Below are 19,083 nucleotides of genomic sequence, written 5' to 3' on the forward strand. Positions count from 1 at the left end.
GAGCGCTAAGACGCTGAGTCCGACCCGAAGCGGACACTCGGTCGGGGCGGGGCTACTTAGCTACATCGGATCAAGGCCGTCATCTATCGTCGCTGAAGTCGGCTTCCCGCTTGGCCAAAGGCTTGACCGCCGCCGGGGTCGGCATAACCTCCACCGCCATCATTGGTCTTTACTGGAACTAGCTCGGTCGGATTTCATCACGCCGGTTTAGTTCAGTATGCCCAAGCACGTGGGAGAATCGTGCCATGCCGAAGCGCTCTTCCATAGACAAGCGTCGGAGCAAAGCCTTACCCGCCTTAGGGTTTGCCGGCATGTCTCTCTCGATGGCAAGCGGTGCGTGCGCCTCAACCAGCGAAGCGTCGGCGAATCCATCACCGCCCTCGCAGAAGCACGAAATCTTTCTTGGCGAGGAGGAAATCTCCGACGTCAATTTGGCGACGTTCCATGTCTTCGACAAGGAAAATACTGGACCACCACCGCTCTTCCAAAAACCAAGGCTGGCCGCCGGATGCGGTGCCGGCTGTGCCTGTAGCTTCGGCTGTGCCTACTGGCCGCAACCTCCGCAGCCTCCAAAGGCAACGCAGCCGACAACACAGCATCGAAAACAGAAGCCTCCGCACCGCACGCACGGCGTTCGGCACACCCGACCTCGTTAAGGCTTTCCAACGACCTAGAGTCCTCACCGTCAAAATCGAACTGATGCCTGCTTGTGGTACCTTAAGGACATTGCCGGCTCGACTGACGATGTCCGGTCCAGAGGGCAAAGCGGACCTCGTGGCTGCGCTGCTCGATGTCTGTCCGATTTAACCGGCGGGATAAGAACATGCGATATGCTTTGGTCATCGCGATGTTGCTTGGGTCGACGCTTCTTGCGCAGGCGGAGCCAATCGATCGTGACAGGTGGATCGCGCAGACTGGAAAAGCGAGCAAATCCTGCCTCGCTAAATTTCGGCAGAAATTCGGGGAAGACAAGGGCCACAATTACTCACGCTGTGTGACAGATCAAACTAACAAAGCGATCGATGACTGCGTTGGCAGCAGTGGGTTTTCCAACTGTGTTTTAGAAAAATCATTGAGGGTATTGGAAGTCTGCGACCTATCGAGCTGCTGAAAGTACACGTCTCAAGCGAACCGCCACGACCTCTATCGAGCGCCGGAATGACGAGTGGCATTTCAGAGAACCACCATAGGAACTGCGTGAGATCAACGACAGCCGACTTCCGCAGAGAGCCAAGACTGGTACACCATGAAATCGTCTTGACGGCTCGTGAATTTCAATCCGTCGGTGTGAACCCCGTTGTTCGCACAATCCCTTTCCACCGTTCGGATTCGGAAGCGATCAGCCGGGAAAGTTCTCCCATGGCGATTGCATCAATCTCAACGCCCAATTTTGTCATGCCGGATTTTACCTCGTCGGTGCGCAGTGCCGTTTGTACAGCGCTATTGAGCCTTTCGACGATATTTGCCGGTGTCTTCGCAGGAACGAAAAACCCGTACCATGTGAGGTCCTCAAGCGACGGATAGCCCGCTTCCGCCACTGTCGGTACGCCGGGCAGGAATGAACTGCGGCGCGGCCCGGTGGTCGCCAGCGCCCGAAGATCACCGGATTGAACGAGGCCCAGAGAACTGGCGATCGGCATAATGGCCGATGCGATCTCGCCTTTGAGCAGATCCTGAATCGAGCCGTTGCCCTGATAGGGCACGTGAAGGAATTCGAAGCCCGCAGCGCGCCCCAGCATCGCACCGAGGAAATACAGCGTCGTTCCAACACCAGCTGTGCCGTAGCTCGCAAGCTTTGGGTTGGCGCGGCACCACGCGATGAAATCGGCAAGGGTTCTTACGTCATCCGGCACCTTCCGACCTACCGTCAGCAATGTCGGGGTTGAAGCGACGGTCGATACCGGCGCAAAATCCTGCGGCTCATATCTGAGCGTCTTGTAGACGTGCGGGAACAGCATCATGAATCCAAGCGGCGCCATCAATATCACCGATCCGTCGGCGTCAGCGGTCTTCACGGCCTCCACCGCGACCCGGCCAGCCGCACCCGGCCGGGTCTCGACGACAATCGTCTGGGCATAGTCTCTCATTTGGCCGGCGATCAGCCTTGCCATGGCGTCTTGCAGCCCGGGCGTGAAGCCCGTCAGGATGTGCGCGGTTTTTGCGAGCGGTTGTGCGATGGCCGGCGGCACGAGGCCAGTAGAGGAGAACGCGACACTGACCGCCGACACGGTCAACAAATCACGACGTGTGATCATCAACTGTCTCCCCAACTAATTTGTTCGCGCGTGGCTCTACCTTTGGCTGTACCACGACAGCGCATGATATGCTTGGCATCCGGCTTACTTTTTCCTTACCGTCAGCTTATTCTTTCAGGCATAGGAATTTCGAGGATTGACCGCCGCTCGGGGAAGTGGCTTGCGCTATATTTTTGAAAATTACGCATTCGATACCGACCGGCGCGAGCTGCGTCGCGGGACGGAGGTCATTGCTGTTGCGCCGAAGGTATTTGACCTGCTTGATTATCTGATCGACAACCGGGAACGCGTTGTCAGCAGGGACGACCTCATAAGCGCCATTTGGGAAGGCCGCGTCGTTTCGGATGTGGCCGTAACTACCCGCCTGAATGCTGCGCGGAAGGCGATTGGTGATTCCGGAGACGAACAGCGGCTCATCAAGACCTTTCCGCGCAAAGGCGTCCGTTTCATCGGCACGGTGCACGAAACGGCCGGGCCGGCGGGCGCAACGGCGAGCGGCTCGCCGGAACCGGGCTTTGCCGCCCCTGACAGACCTTCGCTAGTCATCTTGCCGTTCGCCAATCTCAGCCCTGATCCCGAGCAGGAATATTTCACCGATGGCGTGACCGAGAGCCTGACCACGGATCTGTCGCGCATGGTTGGCATCTTCGTGATCGGCCGCAACACAGCGTTCACCTACAAAGGAAGGCATGTCGATCTGAAGCAAATCGGTCGGGAACTTGGCGTTCGCTATGTCCTTGAGGGCTCCGTGCAGCGTGTTGCAAGCCGCATGCGCATCAACGTTCAGCTCATCGATGCCGAAACAGGCAACCATCTTTGGGCCGAACGATTCGACAAGCCGATCGCCGATCTTTTTGACATGCAGGACGAACTTGGCGCGCGCCTCGCCAACCAGTTGGGAACGGAGCTGGTTACGATGGAGGCTCGACGCGCGGCGCGGGCGCCCCATCCGGATTCGATGGACCTGTATTTCCAGGGCATGGCGTATGTGAACCGGGGATCGGATCCTGTAAACCTGTCGCAAGCGCGCGAATTCTTCGAACAGGCGCTCTGCCTGGACGCCGGCAATGTTGACGCAATGGTTGGCACAGCATTCGTCGATGCCACGCGGGGAACGTCCATGCTGACCGGCGACCGGACCGCGCGCCTGATGGCGGCCGAAACGACTTTGGCCAAGGTGCTTGCCCACAAGCCAAACCACGCCATGGCGCATTGCCTCATGGGCGTCGTCCAGATCTTCACCAAACGCGCCGCTCAGGGAATCGCCGAATGTGAGCGCGCGTTGGCGCTGGATCGAAATCTGGCCACCGCTTACGCGTGGATCGGGCTCGGCAAATGTTATCTCGGTCGAGCCGAGGAAACTGAGGCCTACGTCATGAATGCATTTCGGCTTTCTCCCCGTGACAACAGAGCGTTCAGCTGGATGAATATAGCGGGCGCCGCGCAATCATATCTTGCGGCCGACGAAGCTGCTGCCTGCTGGTACAGGCGATCCATCGAGACCAACCGGAATGTCGCCCCGTTCGTTCACTTCTTCCTTGCCGCGGCGTTGGCTCATCTCGGGCGGATCGAGGAAGCGCGGGCTTCGGTACAGGCGGGACTCGCCCTCGATCCTAATTTCACTCTCGCCCACTTCCACGCCAGTTCGCCCACGGACAATCCGACCTGTCTCGCGCAGCGTGCGCGGATTGGCGAGGGCATGCGTAGAGCAGGATTACCTGAAGGATGAATCGCGAGGATTGGAGCCCGGGTAAATTTCTGATTTTCCGAAATTTCCGTTGACGCGAAGGCCAAATCAGAAATATATCGATTTGGTCCCGTCCCGATACGAGGGGCGTTTCGCGATCGTCACAAGCGCGGGATGGGATGCGATGGACGCGGATGTGCCTTGGACGTACGGCACGGATGCGTACGGCAAAATCGTGTGGTCCTGACGCCCCGATGCTGGCGTCAAGTCTCGCGGTTGCGCATCGATCCAATTGGATCGAGCGCGATATCCGCGAGGCGACGGTGACAACGAGCCCGGCCCGCCGGGGAGAGCACGATATAAGCCGTAAAACCATTGCGCAGGGAATGTCGGATGCCTCCGCTGAACCTGTATGCTCGTGTGCGCCTTTTTGCACACTTTTGCACACGAGACCGCGGGTGCAGCGTGCACCCGGCATTCCCTGCGCCCTCTCTTTGGAGGGTAAGGAAATTCGATAGCAAGCCTCGGGCAAATCGGGCCGCGAGATCGTGAAGCCGTGTCATCCGCCAGCCACTCCACGCAAGACAGCGTCCCCATATGACCCCTCATCTGCTAGACAGAATGCCATCAAGCAAACCAGGCGGCGCGAGACCGCTGGACGTGGAGGAAGCATGTCGTCGGTTCGCTATTACGACTGGATCGCGCATTTCGGCCGCCGCACGCCGGACAAGATCGCGGCCATCGACCTCGCCAGCGATCGCCGGCTTTCCTACGCGCAGTTCGACGCGCGCATCTCGCGGCTTGCCACGCACCTGCGCGACAAACTCGGTGTCACGCGCGGCGACCGCGTCGCGGTGCTGGCGCTGAACACGACGGATACGCTGGAAGTGCAGTTCGCCTGTTTCCGGATCGGCGCAGTGTTCCTACCGCTGAACACCCGTCTCACCGTTCCCGAACTGCAATTCATTGTCGGCGACGCCTCGCCGAAAGTGATGATCCACGACACTGATCTCGCCGAGGTCGCACTCACGGTCGCAAAGCTCTGCAACGTCTCGTCCGCGCTGCTGCTCGGCGCCGGCGGTTCCTACGAGGCGGCAATCGCGGCTTCGACGCCGCTCGATCACGCGGAGATGGTCACGCTCGCTGACATCTCGACCATCATGTACACGTCGGGCACGACAGGTCAGCCCAAGGGCGCGATCATCACCCACGGCATGACGTTCTGGAATTGCGTCAACCTCGGCGGCCCCGCCTACGTCTCGCCGTCGACGGTGCTGCTCACCGTGCTGCCGCTGTTCCATACCGGCGGGCTCAATTGCTACACCAACCCGGTGCTGCATGCCGGCGGCACCGTATTGATCATGCGCACATTCGATCCCGGCGTGGCGCTGCAGCTAATCAGCGACCCATCCTGGGGCATTACCCAATTCTTCGGCGTTCCCGCGATCTACCAGTTCATGGCGCAGCATCCTTCATTCGCGACGTCCGATTTCAGCCGCCTCGTGATCGGCGGGGTCGGCGGCGCGCCGATGCCGGTACCGCTCCTGAAAGTGTGGGAAGAACGCGGCGTCGCCCTGCAGCAGGGCTATGGCATGACCGAGACGTCTCCCGCGGTGCTGGTGCTCGACCGCGAGGACGCCGAACGCAAGGCCGGCTCGTCCGGCAAGCCGGTGCTGCACACGGAAGTGCGGATCGTTCGTCCGGACGGGACGGACGCCGATATCGGCGAACTCGGCGAACTCTGGGTCAGGGGACCGAACGTCACGCCCGGCTACTGGAACAGGCCGGATGCCAACGCGTCATCATTCACCGATGGCTGGCTGCACACCGGCGATGCCACGCACGTCGACGAGGAAGGATTCTACTACATCGTCGACCGCTGGAAGGACATGTACATTTCCGGCGGCGAGAACGTCTATCCGGCCGAAGTCGAGAGCGTGCTGCATCAGCTCACGGCAATCGCCGAAGCGGCCGTGATCGGTATCCCGAACGAGCAATGGGGTGAGGTCGGCATGGCGATCGTGGCGGTCAAGCCCGGCCATACGCTCCGGCCAGAGGAGATCCATGCGCACTGCCAGGCCAATCTGGCGCGGTTCAAATGTCCGCGCCTGATCGAATTCGTCGACGCCCTGCCGCGCAACGCTACGGGGAAAATCCACAAGCCGACATTGCGAAAGAATTTCAGCGCGCCGAAGCCGACCGACAAAGCGGCCATTGCTTCATGATCGTGCGCCGGCATGCGACAAACGAAAAGCCCGCCGGTTCATCACCGGCGGGCTCTTGTATCAGAAGCCAATCAGAGGATCCCAGTACATCCGTGGAAATCCCGAATCGGCAACCTTTAATCGACGCGAAGGTTCTCGGCGCTTGTCTTGCCGCGCATCGGGTCCTTCTTCGCTTCGAACGAGATCTTCTGACCTTCGTTGAGCGAGCTCAGACCCGCACGTTCGACGGCACTGATGTGGACGAAAACGTCGGTGCTGCCATCATCGGGCTGAATGAAGCCAAAACCCTTGGTCGCGTTGAACCACTTAACTGTTCCGGTAGCCATGTAACTATCTCCAAGATGCGCGAAAGCGCTTTGCCCGCACGACCTCCGCGCAGGCTTGATCCGATTTCAACGATGTCTTGGGGATTGGAGCCGGTTCGGCGTGGTCAACAAGGCAGAGCGATAATTCGAATGAGAGCCATATAGTCTGTTTCACCGGGAATGCAAGGCCTACCCAGGCAGGAACAGCGCGAACGATTCATCAGTCGTCCGCCGCAAATGCTGGCGATATTGCGCGTAATTGAGATCATCGGCCAAAACCCTGCCAAAGGTGGGGTTAGCGACCATCTTGATCGGCAAATAGGCGATCGGCGCCGCGATCGGCGTCAGCAACGAGCCGCGGCCCGCGAGCAGCGTCGTGATGATCCCGTACATCTCGCCCGAAATTGCCAGGTGCGCCACCGTGATCAGGCGATGCTGGCCGTGGCGATTGGTGACGAGATAGATGTGTCTCGACTGGTTCGGCACCGCCACTTCGCCGAACTGGGTGAAGGCCGCGTCCTGCCGCTCGCTCTCGTGAAAAACCAGCGAGGACGCCGCATTGTCCCAGGTGATCTCGGTGCGGTAGGCGAAGATCGCGTCCTTGTCGCCGAACGAAGGGCGCACCGTGACATAGGTCCCCTCGATCCAGGCCACCGCGCGGCGCGAATAGGCCCCCAAGCCATCGGGCGCGATGTCGCCGTTCCCATTGGGCGCGGCGGGCGCCGGTGCGTCGGGCGTCTTGCGCAGGGAAACACCGAGCGCCTGCTCGAGCCGCACGGTAGTGGCGAGCGTGAACGGGCGGCGGCCGCCAAGCACCTTCTCCAATGTCGAAAGGCTGAGTTTTGCAAGCTCCGCCAGCGATTGCCGGGAAATGCGGCGACGGGCGATTTCCTCACGAATGGTGTCGGCGATCTGCCGGCTCTGCTCGGCGGAAAGCTGCTTGTCCGGCGCTGGCATCGTTACCCCTGGTTTCGCGCGGCCAGTCTAGCAGACGCACAATCCATCACAAACCCGCACAAAACCGTTCCGGCCATGGCGGACCGCGCAGGCCTGTGGCCGAACAAGGCCGATCATTCCGCTCGCGCCAAATCGCTGAATTCCACACCCTCACACCACGGCGAAATCGCCGTTCGGGAGTGAGCGACATGACGACATGCGACGAAATTGAGGCTGATAAACCCAGCGAACAGCCCGGCCTGATCAGGCTGGTGCTGTTCTTTGTGATGCAAGGCGTTGCCGTAATCCTGGTCGGGTTTGCGGCATTATTTCTGAGCTTTGAGCCGGTCTGGTCGGCGGAACACCTTCCCGCCAACTATCTCAAGCCGGGCGACGCGCGCTCTGGTTCGTTGCTCATCAAGAACGAGGAAGGTTACGCCGATGCGTCGCGGCTCGGCATCGATGTCGATCTCACCGTATCCGGTCCCACGGTGCGCGCCCGCGTCACCCAGATTTTCCGTAATCCGACGACAGACTGGGTCGAAGCAATCTACGTCTATCCGCTGCCGTCGGGCGGCGCGGTCGATACGCTGAAGATGGTGATCGGCGATCGCGTCGTGGTCGGCGACATCAAGGAGCGGCAGCAGGCCAAGATCATCTACGAACAGGCGAAGCAGAACGGACAGAAGGCGGCGCTGACCGAGCAGGAGCGGCCGAACATCTTCACCAACTCGGTCGCCAATATCGGCCCCGGCGAAACCGTGCTGGTGCAGATCGAATATCAGGAGCCTGTCGCACAATCCGGCAACGAGTTCTCGCTGCGGGTGCCGATGGTGGTCGCGCCGCGCTACAATCCCGCACCCGTCGTGCAAAGCGTCGACTTCCGCGCCGACGGCGGCGGCTGGGGTTCGGCCAAATCCGATCCCGTGCCGGATCGCAACCGCATCTCGCCCGACGTGCTCGACCCCGCGACCAACGCGCCTGTTAATCCGACCCGCATCACCGTGCGGCTGCAGGCCGGCTTCCCGCTCGGCGAGATCAAGAGCCATCATCATGCGATCAAGACGGAAAAGGCTGACGCCAACACGAGCAACATTCGCCTTGCCGAAGGCCCCGTGCCGGCGGACCGCGATTTCGAGCTGACCTGGAAGCCTGTGGCCGAGAAGGCGCCGTCGGTAGGACTGTTCCGCGAGCGCGTCGGCGACAGCGATTACCTGCTCGCCTTCGTCACGCCGCCGTCGGTCGAACAGGCCCAGCAAAAGCCATTACCGCGCGAAGTCATCTTCGTGATCGACAATTCCGGCTCGATGGGCGGCGTCTCAATCATTCAGGCCAAGGCGAGCCTCATTTACGCGCTCGGCCGCCTGCAGCCGAACGACCGTTTCAACGTGATCCGGTTCGATCACACCATGGACGTGCTGTTCCCGTCAGCCGTGCCGGCCGACGGCGAGCATATCGGCCGGGCCACCTCCTTTGTCGGCGGGCTGCAGGCCAATGGCGGCACCGAAATGGTGCCGGCGATGCGCGCGGCGCTGTCCGACAATGCCGGCGATGCCAACTACGTCCGGCAGGTCATCTTCCTGACCGACGGCGCGATCGGCAACGAGCAGCAACTGTTCGAAACCATCAACGCGCTGCGTGGCCGCTCGCGCATCTTCATGGTCGGCATCGGCTCGGCGCCGAACACCTACCTTATGACGCGCGCCGCCGAACTCGGCCGCGGCACCTTCACGTATATCGGTTCGGTCGAGCAGGTCGAGGAGCGTATGCGCGGGCTCTTCGCCAAACTTGAGAATCCCGCAGTGACAAATCTCACCGCAAAATTCTCCCATGCCGCGACCGATATCACGCCCGTCGCAATCCCCGACGTCTATCGCGACGAGCCGCTGGTTCTCGCGGCCAAGCTCGACAAGCTCGCAGGCTCGGTCGAGATCAAGGGCCGCATCGGCGACCGTCCCTGGGTCGTCACCCTTCCGCTGGCGAACGCCGCCGAAGGCAAGGGCCTATCCAAACTCTGGGCGCGGCGCAAGATCGCGGATGCAGAGGTTGCGCGCACCACGCGGCAGGCGAGCCCGGACGATGCCGACAGGACCATTCTGGCGCTGGCGCTCGAGCATCAGCTCGTCACGCGACTGACCAGCCTGGTTGCGGTCGACAAGACTCCGAGCCGTCCGGAAGGCGAGCCGCTCAAGGTCGCGGAACTGCCGATCAACCTGCCGGCCGGTTGGGACTTTGAAAAGGTGTTCGGCGAGCGCCCACGCGCCCCGGTGACGCCAACGGAACGGCGCGCGAATGCGGACGAGGCGCGGGTCCAGATCGCGGCGCTGAAACGCGTACAGCCCGTCGCCACCCAGGCGCCCAGCACCGTCACACTGCCGCGGACGGCGACTGACGCTGAACTGAAGATGATTGCGGGCGTGATCCTGCTCACTTTCAGCCTGATCCTGTTGGTGTTCAATCGACATCGACGTCAGATGTCACTGCGTTGACGTCGACTGAAGGAGGAGGCCTCCCCAACCTCCTCTTTCCAGAGCGCGCGCGGCTCCACCCGTCCCCCCAAGGCCGCGCGCGCCGCTTTCTCAATGACGGGAAAGCCAACATAATGCCCCGCTTCATCCTCCCTCTCCTGCTTGCCCTCGCCGGCCTGATCCTGTTCGGCCAGGGCGCCTACATCCACGCCAAGGCGCTGGTTGCGCAGGTCTTGCTTGAGCGCGCCTTTGAACAAACCATCGCCACCGGGCGCGAGACAAAGCCCTGGTCATGGGCAGATACATGGCCGGTAGCTCGCATCGAAGTGAAGCGGATCGATGCCCGCGCCATCGTGCTCGCTGGCAGCAGCGGACAGGCGCTCGCGTTCGGTCCGGGGCATGTCGAGGGCACGCCCGATGCCGGCGAACGCGGCGTGGCCGTTTATTCGGCGCATCGCGATACGCACTTCGCTTTCCTGAAGAACGTCGTCGTCGGTGATGAGATCAACGTGATGCGAAGCGACGGCAAACAATTCCATTACCGGGTGGACGCCACCTCGGTCGTGCGGTTCGATGCCTCCGGTATCGATCCGCTCACGGACGAATATCAACTGGTGTTGTCGACCTGCTGGCCGTTCGACGCGCTGGCGCAGGGGCCCGAGCGCTATCTTGTGCACGCTACGATGCTCGGGGACGCGCCGAGTTCACGCTGAATTCTCCGCGAGCCGGGATATCGTGCGCGGTGCGAATGGCGCTGCGCGCGCAACGCGTGTTGCCACTCCCGCCAAGTCTCAATAAAAAGGTCCCAATCATAAGAACATCATGGCGCGGCATTCGTCCTCGACCACCGCGGCCAAAGAAAACAACAGAGTTAAGGGATAACCATGGACGCTCAGGCAAGCACCGCATCGCACGCGATCGAAAAATGGTCGCCTTCGCCTGATGCCAGCGACATCGTCAAAAGCATCCATGCGATGCTGCACCCGCGCAATATCGTACTGGTCGGCGCCACCGACAAGCCCGGCAACTATGCCGAGCGCATCTGGAACAATCTGATCAAGTACAAGTACGAAGGCGGGCTGTTCCCGGTCAACGCCAAGCGCGAAACGATCTGGGGCGTGCCCTGCTACAAGGATTTTGCGAGCCTTCCCGAAAAGCCCGATCATGTGCTGGTGCTGGTGCCGGCGCGTTTCGCGGTGCAGGTGATCCGCGATGCTGCCGCCGCCGGCGCGCGCTCCGCCACCATCGTCACCTCGGGCTTCAGCGAGTTGCAGGACGAGGACAGCCAGCGACTTGCTGACGAACTGAAGCAAGCCGTGAAAGAGACCGGCCTTGCCGTCACCGGCCCGAACTGCCTCGGCAATCTGAGCGCGGGCGAAAAGCTGTTCACCAATATCGACGATCGTATCGTCACCATGGAAGCTGGCCCGGTCGCGATCGCCGGCCAATCCGGCGCGATCGTGATGGCGATCCGCCAAACGCTGGAAGATCGCGGCGTCGGCGTCGGCTACATGGTCACGACCGGCAACGAGACCGGCCTCGAGACGCCCGACCTGATGGCGTACTTCGCGGCTGATCCCTCGATCCGCGTCATCGTGGTCTATCTCGAAGGCGTCCGGAACACGAAGGTGTTTCGGGAGGCCTGCAAGGCCGCGCGTGCTGCCGGCAAGCCGGTCATCGCGCTGAAACTTGGTGCCTCCGAAGGTGGTCGTGCCGCCGCGATGGCGCATACCGGCGCACTCGCCGGCTCGATCGAAACATTTGACGCAATCTCGACGCGCGAGGGCGTGATCCGCGTCCGCGGGCTCGACGAATTGATCGAGACCACCGAATGTTTCGTGCATGCCGAGCCGCCGAAGAGCAATCGCCTCGCCGCGGTGTCGCTATCCGGCGGCAAGCGCGGCCTCCTGATCGACGCGTTCTATTCGGCCGGCCTGAATTTTGCGCCGCTCAGCCCGAATGCGACCGAGCAACTGGCAAAGATGCTCGGTCCGGGCAGCATCGTCGGCAATCCCCTCGATGCCGGTTTTGCCGCGGTCGTAGACCCTTCGGTCTACATGAACTCGATCAAGATCATGATCGACGATCCCGACACCGACATCGTCATCATCGACGCCGAACTGCCGAAGGCGCCGCATGAACTGCGCGAGCGCAACTTACGGATCGTCAACGAGATGGCGGGCGCCGCCAGCAAGCCCGTGGTCTATATCAGCGCGATGTCGATCGGGTTCACCGAGTTCACCAAGGCCTTGCGCAAATCGCTGCCGAATATCGCGGTCATGCAGGGGCTCGACCGCGCGGTCGGCGCCATCAAGTCGCTGATTGAATATTCTTCCCTGCGCAAGGAAGTGCCCGACATCGTCTCGAGCTCGAAGGCTTCGGCGCGCGCGATGCTGGAGAAGGCGCTTAAGAACGCCAATGGCGCCGCGGCGCTGGACGAGGTCGCCTCGAAGAAGCTGCTCAAGGCCTACGGCATTCCCGTTTCAAAGGAAGAGATCGCGCAGACTGCTGCCGAAGCGGTGAAGATCGCCAAGAAGATCGGCTTCCCCGTCGTGGCAAAAGTCGTCAGCGCCGACATCCTGCACAAGTCAGACATCGGCGGCGTGGTACTGAACCTCAACAGCGCAGCCGAGGTGAAAAAGGCATTCAACGACATCACCGCGCGGGTGAAGAAGATCAAGAGCAAGCCGAAACTCGAAGGCATTTTGATCGCGCAGCAGGTCAAGGCCGACCTCGAACTCGTGGTCGGCGCCTCGCTCGACGCCGAAATGGGGCCGGTGGTGCTGTTCGGCACCGGCGGCGTCGATATCGAACTGATGAAGGATGTCGCCCTCGCCGGCGCGCCGCTGGATGAAGCCGAGGCGAAGCAATTGATCGCCAAGACCAAGGCCGGCGTGAAGATGAAGGGCTATCGCGGCAAGCCGGCGCTGCATGAGCCTTCCGCCGTGAAGGCGCTGGTCGGTCTCTCCAATCTGATGGCCGATGCCGGCAACCGCATCGCGTCGATCGACGTCAATCCGTTTTTGATCAACAGCAAGGTCGGCGTCGCCGTCGACGGCCTGATCGTGCTCAACAACGCCGCCGCGAACAAGGCGGCGAAGCATTAGGTGGCTGGCTCAGTGGTCATCGTCGTCCCTGCGAACGCAGGGACCCATAACCACCGGCGCTTGTCGTATGGGAAGTCTCGACCACCGCATCCGATCGATAGATCACGCGGTATGGGTCCCTGCGTTCGCAGGGACGACGGAAATTCCTACAACCCGCGCCCCGGTGCCGCGCCGTCTGCGGAAGCCGTAGGGTGGGCAAAGCGTAGCGTGACCACCATCGCGAGCGTGGTGTTGGATGGTGGGCACGGCGCAAGTGCGCCTTTGCCCACCCTACGGCACCGAGCAAACTATATCCCCACGCCCCATTTCTGCGCGGCCTGCAGTATCCAGTCCCGATACAGCGTCAGCGGCGTAACCCCGGTCATGCCGCCGCAGCCCGCCGAGCCGTTCGGCCCGGTCGACCAGCTCACCACACCGACGATGACGGGGCCGCTTTGCTTGTCCTCGAAGACAGGCGCGCCGGAATCTCCGGTGCACGCGCCGAGCCCCTCACGCGTGCCCTGCCCCACGGGATCGACAAGCCTGATCTGCAACGTCCCCGGTCTGCCGGTCGCGACCAGACCGGCGACGCGGATGGTGCCGCCGCTCTTGCCGTCGCCGCGCACGGTCACGCCGATGCCGGCGATGGTAAAACGGCTGCCAACATTGATCGGGATGTTGGGCGATCCGAGCGCGGCCGAAATCTTTCCCTTCGGCGACGCCGCCAATTGCAGCAACGCGACATCCGCCGTCGCACGATGCGCCTGCATGGCCTGCATGTTGAAGCCGGGATGAATGGCGACGCTCTTCACGTCCTGCAGCGACGGCTGCCGGTCCGCGCCATATTCGACGATCTTGTAGTCCGCGCCTGATGGCACGCAATGCGCCGCTGTCAGCACCAGCTTCGGCGCGATCAACGCACCGGTGCAAAAATTACCGCGCGAGCCGACGATGGTAACGACCGAGCGGGCCACACCTTCCGTCGACGGCGCACCGCCGCCGACGATAGCGTGCGCGGGAACGGATAGCAGCAGGGCAAGGCCGGCAATATGGCCGGCGAGGCGAGGCAGGATGTTCATCGACGCAGCAATAACCCGCGCGGCGCATGTCGCCAAGCGCCCGATCGCACTGGTTCCAGCTGATAATTCGTGTTAGCCGCTCGCCAGCACATTTGTTTCAGGCAGGGTATGATGATCGAAGCAGTGATCTGGGATTTCGGCGGCGTGCTGACCACCTCGCCGTTCGAGGCGTTTACGCGGTATGAGACCGAGCGCGGGCTGCCCGCCGACATCATCCGGCGCACCAACGCCGCCAACCATCTGGAAAACGCCTGGGCCAAGTTCGAGCGCGCCGAGGTCGACATCGAAGCCTTCGACGAATTGTTCGCGGCCGAATCGCTGGCGCTGGGCGCGGCGGTTCGCGGAAAGGACGTGCTGCCGCTGCTGTCGGGCGACCTGCGGCCCGAGATGGTCGAAGCGCTCAAGCGCGTGAAGGCGCGGTTCAAGACCGGCTGCATCACCAACAACCTGCCCGCCAACGCCATCGGCAGCCACAGCGGCCGCAAGCTCTATGTCGCCGAGGTGATGGCGCTGTTCGACCACGTCATCGAATCCGCGAAGATCGGCCTGCGAAAACCCGACCCGCGCATCTACCGGATGATGGTCGAGACGCTGCAGGTCGATCCCAAAAACTGCGTCTATCTCGACGACCTCGGCGTCAACCTGAAGCCGGCGCGCGAGATGGGCATGACCACGATCAAGGTGGTCAACGCGGCGCAGGCCATCACGGAGCTGGAAGCGGCGACCGGGCTGGCATTGCGTTAGGCGGAAAATGGCGGAACTTGCCGCCACCTATGAGTAAACGGTGCTTGTTCTTTGCCGGGAACGCAGGCAGAACATTCCGAAATCTATCAGAATTCGGAGTTGAAACCCGTGGCTGAAAACCGGCCGTCGGCCTCGATCGAGGCAGTGGAAAGCGGTCTTGCGGCGCAAGGCTATATCGCAAGCCGCCAGATCGCGACCGCGGTCTATCTGGCTCAGCAGATCGAAAAACCCATCCTGGTCGAAGGCCCCGCCGGCGTCGGCAAGACGGAACTTGCAAAAGCGATCGCCGCCTGGCGCGGCATGAAGATGATCCGCCTGCAATGCTATGAGGGGCTCGACGAGGCCAAGGCGCTCTACGAGTGGAAATACGCCAAGCAGCTTCTGTACACGCAGATACTGAAGGACAAGCTCGGCGAAGTCCTCGGCGGCGCTCCGACGCTGGAAGCGGCGCTCAATCAGCTTCACGATTTCGGCGACGTGTTCTTCTCCAAGGAGTTCGTCGAGCCGCGCCCGCTTCTGCAGGCGCTCGAACAGCCCGCCGGCTGCGTGCTGCTGATCGACGAAATCGATAAGTCGGACGCCGAATTCGAATCGCTGCTGCTGGAAATACTCAGCGATTTCCAGGTGACGATTCCGGAGCTCGGCACCGTTGTCGCCGTCGCTGCGCCAACGGTGATCCTGACCTCGAACAGCGAGCGCGACCTTGGCGATGCGCTGAAGCGGCGCTGCCTGCATCTTCATATCGGCTTCCCCGAACAAAAGCTCGAAGAGCGGATCGTCGAGAGCCGGGTGCCCGGCATTTCGCAAACGTTGCGCAAGCAGATGGTGAGTTTCATCCACGAGGTCCGCACGCTCGACCTGAAGAAACTGCCATCAGTCAGCGAAACCATCGACTGGGCGCGCGTGCTGGTGCTGCTGCAGGCGCCGGAGCTTGGTCACGAGGTGGTCAAGGATACGCTGAACGTTCTCCTGAAATACGAGGCGGATATCGAGGCCACCATGCCTCAGGTCTCCTCCTTCATCGCCAAGACCTCGCGTCAGAACGTCTTCGGATAGACAACGGATGAGAGAGAACCTGCATCGCTTCTTTCGTGCGGCGCGGGGCGCAGGCGTGAGGCTCTCGCCGGCCGAAAGCATCGACGCGATGCGGGCTGTCTCCAAGGTCGGCTTTGCCGACCGCACTATCCTGCGCGACACGTTCCTGCTGACGCTGGCCAAGACGCAGGACGAGAAGAAGGCGCTCGGCGATTGTTTCGATCTGTTCTTCGATCAGCCCGAGCCGCAGTCACCGCTCGAGGACGGCAAGGCCGACGAGCAGGAGCCTTCCGGATCCAACGCTGCGTCCGATTCACCCGGCGATTCAAGCGGCGGCGACGAGCAGGCCGACGGGCTTGGGCAGCTCGCCCAGATGCTGCTGGCGCAGGACCGCAACCAGATTTCGGCGGCCATCGCCAACGCGGCGAGCGCAGCCTCGCTGTCCGACATCCGCTATTTCACGCAGCGCGGCATTTTCTCCGGCCGCGTCCTGGATCAGATGGGCATCGAGCGTCTGCGCGACGATCTCGACAATCTCGCCGCGACCAACCCTGCCCTGGCGGAGCGGCTGACCAACGCGCTGGACGGGCTGCGCGGCACGGTGCGCGAGACCGTTTCACAGGCGCTGATGCTCTACGGCCGCGAGGAAGCTGAAAATCTGCGCAACGAGATCCTGCGCAATGCGCCGTTGTCGCGGATCGAGCCGCGGCAGGTCGAGCAGATGCGGAATCTCATTCGCCAGATCGCGCGCAGGCTGCGCGAACGCTACTCCAAGCCGCGCAAACGCCAGCGCCGCGGCCATCTCGACGTGCGTCGCACCATCCGCCGCAACGCCGCCTGGGGCGGCGTGCCGTTCCTCACCGCCTGGAAACGCCGGCACCGCGACAGACCGAAAATCGTCGCGCTCTGCGACGTCTCGGGCTCGGTGGCGCGGGTGTCCGATTTCTTCCTGCTGTTGATCCATAGCCTGCACGAGGTCGTGGACGACGTCCGTTCGTTTGCGTTTTCAGGGCATCTGATCGAAGTCAGCGACATCCTGGAATCCAAATCGCCGGAAGAGGCGATGGCCGAGATCATGTCCAAGGTCGGCTTCGGCTCATCCGATTACGGCAACTCCTTCGACGATTTCGAACACGGCTGGATGAGCTCAATCACGCCGCAGACCACGGTGATCGTGCTCGGCGACGCCCGCAGCAACAACCTCGATCCCCGCGCCGACATCCTTCGCCGCATCGCCGAGCGGTCGAAGCGGGTGGTCTGGCTTAATCCGGAGGGCCGCATGGCCTGGGGCTGGGGCGATTCCGAAATGCCGCGCTACTCGACCTTCTGCACCGTGGTCCGCCAATGCGCCACCGCCAAGCAGCTCGAACGCGCGGTGTCGGATATCGTGGCGAGCTATCAGTAATGTCTCCTCCTGCAGCCCTTCATCGCGACGCTGTTCCCGACGCGCTGTCGGTTCTGAATTCCGTGTTCGGCCTGCCGGCCTTTCGCGGCGCGCAGGAGGAAATCGTCCGGCACGTGACGGACGGCGGCAACTGCCTGGTGCTGATGCCGACCGGCGGCGGCAAGTCGCTGTGCTATCAACTGCCGTCCTTGTTGCGTGAAGGCTGCGGCATCGTGGTGTCGCCGCTGATCGCGCTGATGCGCGACCAGGTCGCGGGACTTTTGGAGGCCGGCGTCAACGCGGCGGTGTTGAACTCGACGCTGTCGTTTGACGAAGCCTCGGAAGTCGAGCGGCGGCTGCTCGCCGGCGACCTCGACCTGCTCTACGTCGCTCCTGAGCGGCTTTTGACGCCACGCTGCCTGTCCTTGCTTGGACAAGCCAATATTGCGCTGTTTGCGATCGACGAGGCGCATTGCGTGTCGCAATGGGGGCACGATTTCCGGCCGGAATATATCGGCCTGTCTGTTATCGCCGAACGCTTTCCGGACGTGCCACGCATCGCACTGACCGCGACCGCCGACGAGATGACGCGCAAGGAGATCATCGCCCGGCTCGGGCTCTCAGGCGCGCCAAGCTTTGTCGCTAGTTTCGACCGTCCCAACATTCGCTATGAGATCATCGAAAAACAGAACGCCCCCGCTCAGCTCAAGGCCTTCATCAGCGAACGCCACGCGGGCGACGCCGGCATCGTCTACTGCCTGTCGCGCGCCAAGGTCGAGGACACCGCTCAAGCGCTGACCAGCGCCGGCATCCCGGCCCTGCCCTATCACGCCGGCCTCGACGCCGGCATTCGCGCCCGCAACCAGGATCGCTTCATCAACGAGGACGGCGTCGTCATCGTCGCCACCATCGCGTTCGGCATGGGCATCGACAAGCCGGACGTGCGGTTCGTCGCGCATCTCGACCTGCCGAAAAGCATCGAAGCCTATTACCAGGAGACCGGACGCGCCGGGCGCGACGGAAAACCCTCCAGCGCCTGGATGGCCTATGGCCTGTCCGACATCGTGCAACAGCGCCGCATGATCGACGAATCCACCGGCTCCGACGCCTTCAAGCGCGTGTCGATCGGCAAGCTCGACGCACTGGTCGCGCTGGCGGAAACCGCGGGCTGCCGGCGCAGCCGCCTGCTCGGCTATTTCGGCGAAGCCGTGCACGCAGGCAGTTGCGGCAATTGCGACAACTGCCTGTCGCCGCCGCAGCTGCGCGACGGCAAGGTCGCCGCGCAAAAACTGCTGTCCTGCGCCTACCGAACCGGGCAACGTTTTGGCGCCATGCACCTGATCGACGTGCTGGTCGGCCGCATGACCGAGCGCGTCACGCAGTTCGGCCACGACAAGCTGTCCGTGTTCGGTATCGGTACTGATCACAACGAAAAGCAATGGCGCGCCGTGATCCGCCAATTGGTCGCCATGGGCCATCTCAAGGCCGACAGCGAAGCCTTTGGCGCGCTGAAGCTGACGGAAAGTGCACGCGGCGTCCTGAAAGGCGAGACCGAAGTGATGCTGCGCGAGGCGGCGCCCGGAACACGCATCCGCGCCAGCCGCGCCAAATCAAGGCGCGGCGATCTGGCACCGCGCGCCGAGACCAAGCCCGCCGACGCCGGCCTGCAGACGGCGCTGCGGGCATGGCGCGCCGATATCGCGCGCCAGCGAAGCGTGCCAGCCTATGTCGTGCTGCATGATTCCACCATCGACGGCATCGCCGCGGCGCGGCCGGCAACGCTCGACGAGCTTCGCAACATCCCCGGCATCGGCGACAAGAAGCTCGAACATTACGGCGACGAGCTGCTCGCGCTGGTGCGAGCGGCCGACGCTTGAGC

At 62.4% G+C, this 19,083-nt stretch carries 13 protein-coding genes; 9 read left to right on the forward strand and 4 right to left on the reverse strand.

The annotated features are described in order from the left end of the window. Positions 1 to 1,274: 1,274 nt before the first annotated feature. Positions 1,275 to 2,255: a tripartite tricarboxylate transporter substrate binding protein gene (locus KIP88_RS30570; protein ID WP_214491855.1), complete on the reverse strand. Its 981-nt coding sequence runs from the start codon at positions 2,253 to 2,255 to the stop codon at positions 1,275 to 1,277. Positions 2,256 to 2,415: 160 nt separating this feature from the next. Here KIP88_RS30570 and KIP88_RS30575 point away from each other — a divergent pair, with 160 nt between their 5' ends. Next, positions 2,416 to 3,984 (forward strand): winged helix-turn-helix domain-containing tetratricopeptide repeat protein, encoded by a 1,569-nt coding sequence (locus KIP88_RS30575; protein WP_214491856.1) that lies wholly within the window; start codon positions 2,416 to 2,418, stop codon positions 3,982 to 3,984. 629 nt (positions 3,985 to 4,613) lie between these two features. Further along, complete coding sequence (locus KIP88_RS30580) at positions 4,614 to 6,167, forward strand: long-chain fatty acid--CoA ligase (RefSeq protein WP_214491857.1); 1,554 nt, start codon at positions 4,614 to 4,616, stop codon at positions 6,165 to 6,167. Positions 6,168 to 6,283: 116 nt separating this feature from the next. Here the strand turns inward: KIP88_RS30580 and KIP88_RS30585 are convergent, their stop codons facing one another. After that, on the reverse strand, positions 6,284 to 6,493 hold the full coding sequence (locus KIP88_RS30585; RefSeq protein WP_057841312.1) for a cold-shock protein: 210 nt from the start codon (positions 6,491 to 6,493) through the stop codon (positions 6,284 to 6,286). A 168-nt stretch (positions 6,494 to 6,661) separates the two neighbouring features. After that, positions 6,662 to 7,429, reverse strand: a complete 768-nt coding sequence (locus KIP88_RS30590; RefSeq protein ID WP_214491858.1) for a helix-turn-helix transcriptional regulator — start codon at positions 7,427 to 7,429, stop codon at positions 6,662 to 6,664. 188 nt (positions 7,430 to 7,617) lie between these two features. Between KIP88_RS30590 and KIP88_RS30595 the strand changes: the two genes are divergently transcribed. The 3 genes from KIP88_RS30595 (at position 7,618) to KIP88_RS30605 (ending at position 12,983) form a co-directional block, all read left to right on the forward strand. Beyond that, positions 7,618 to 9,897 (forward strand): marine proteobacterial sortase target protein, encoded by a 2,280-nt coding sequence (locus tag KIP88_RS30595; RefSeq protein WP_214491859.1) that lies wholly within the window; start codon positions 7,618 to 7,620, stop codon positions 9,895 to 9,897. Between the two features lie 113 nt (positions 9,898 to 10,010). Further along, positions 10,011 to 10,589 (forward strand): class GN sortase, encoded by a 579-nt coding sequence (locus tag KIP88_RS30600; RefSeq protein ID WP_214491860.1) that lies wholly within the window; start codon positions 10,011 to 10,013, stop codon positions 10,587 to 10,589. A 171-nt stretch (positions 10,590 to 10,760) separates the two neighbouring features. After that, positions 10,761 to 12,983 (forward strand): acetate--CoA ligase family protein, encoded by a 2,223-nt coding sequence (locus tag KIP88_RS30605; protein WP_214491861.1) that lies wholly within the window; start codon positions 10,761 to 10,763, stop codon positions 12,981 to 12,983. Positions 12,984 to 13,270: 287 nt separating this feature from the next. On the opposite strand, the gene KIP88_RS30610 is transcribed toward KIP88_RS30605, so the two are convergent. After that, complete coding sequence (locus tag KIP88_RS30610; protein ID WP_214491862.1) at positions 13,271 to 14,041, reverse strand: trypsin-like serine protease; 771 nt, start codon at positions 14,039 to 14,041, stop codon at positions 13,271 to 13,273. Positions 14,042 to 14,149: 108 nt separating this feature from the next. Here KIP88_RS30610 and KIP88_RS30615 point away from each other — a divergent pair, with 108 nt between their 5' ends. The 4 genes from KIP88_RS30615 (at position 14,150) to recQ (ending at position 19,081) form a co-directional block, all read left to right on the forward strand. Beyond that, a complete protein-coding gene (locus tag KIP88_RS30615; protein ID WP_214491863.1) occupies positions 14,150 to 14,785 on the forward strand; it encodes an HAD-IA family hydrolase in 636 nt (211 codons plus the stop codon). Between the two features lie 108 nt (positions 14,786 to 14,893). Further along, positions 14,894 to 15,841, forward strand: a complete 948-nt coding sequence (locus tag KIP88_RS30620) for a MoxR family ATPase (RefSeq protein ID WP_214491864.1) — start codon at positions 14,894 to 14,896, stop codon at positions 15,839 to 15,841. A 7-nt stretch (positions 15,842 to 15,848) separates the two neighbouring features. Next, entirely contained in the window at positions 15,849 to 17,225 is a 1,377-nt protein-coding gene (locus KIP88_RS30625; RefSeq protein WP_214491865.1) for a VWA domain-containing protein, read from the forward strand. Further along, positions 17,225 to 19,081 carry a DNA helicase RecQ gene (gene recQ, locus KIP88_RS30630; RefSeq protein WP_214491866.1) on the forward strand — a complete coding sequence of 619 codons (1,857 nt, stop codon included), beginning with the start codon at positions 17,225 to 17,227 and terminating at the stop codon, positions 19,079 to 19,081. Before KIP88_RS30625 ends, recQ begins: the two co-directional genes overlap by 1 nt. Positions 19,082 to 19,083: the final 2 nt, after the last annotated feature.

This window comes from Bradyrhizobium sp. SRL28 (genome assembly GCF_018596315.1).
Taxonomy (GTDB): domain Bacteria; phylum Pseudomonadota; class Alphaproteobacteria; order Rhizobiales; family Xanthobacteraceae; genus Bradyrhizobium.

What these genes read in the sequence shown, in the direction of transcription:
- KIP88_RS30580 (WP_214491857.1), top strand. Translation starts at nt 4,614, where the DNA reads ATGTCGTCGGTTCGCTATTACGACTGGATCGCGCATTTCGGCCGCCGC.
- KIP88_RS30625 (WP_214491865.1), top strand. Translation starts at nt 15,849, where the DNA reads ATGAGAGAGAACCTGCATCGCTTCTTTCGTGCGGCGCGGGGCGCAGGC.
- KIP88_RS30605 (WP_214491861.1), top strand. Translation starts at nt 10,761, where the DNA reads ATGGACGCTCAGGCAAGCACCGCATCGCACGCGATCGAAAAATGGTCG.
- KIP88_RS30595 (WP_214491859.1), top strand. Translation starts at nt 7,618, where the DNA reads ATGACGACATGCGACGAAATTGAGGCTGATAAACCCAGCGAACAGCCC.
- KIP88_RS30610 (WP_214491862.1), bottom strand. Translation starts at nt 14,041, where the DNA reads ATGAACATCCTGCCTCGCCTCGCCGGCCATATTGCCGGCCTTGCCCTG.
- KIP88_RS30570 (WP_214491855.1), bottom strand. Translation starts at nt 2,255, where the DNA reads ATGATCACACGTCGTGATTTGTTGACCGTGTCGGCGGTCAGTGTCGCG.
- KIP88_RS30600 (WP_214491860.1), top strand. Translation starts at nt 10,011, where the DNA reads ATGCCCCGCTTCATCCTCCCTCTCCTGCTTGCCCTCGCCGGCCTGATC.
- KIP88_RS30615 (WP_214491863.1), top strand. Translation starts at nt 14,150, where the DNA reads ATGATGATCGAAGCAGTGATCTGGGATTTCGGCGGCGTGCTGACCACC.
- KIP88_RS30585 (WP_057841312.1), bottom strand. Translation starts at nt 6,493, where the DNA reads ATGGCTACCGGAACAGTTAAGTGGTTCAACGCGACCAAGGGTTTTGGC.
- recQ (WP_214491866.1), top strand. Translation starts at nt 17,225, where the DNA reads ATGTCTCCTCCTGCAGCCCTTCATCGCGACGCTGTTCCCGACGCGCTG.
- KIP88_RS30590 (WP_214491858.1), bottom strand. Translation starts at nt 7,429, where the DNA reads ATGCCAGCGCCGGACAAGCAGCTTTCCGCCGAGCAGAGCCGGCAGATC.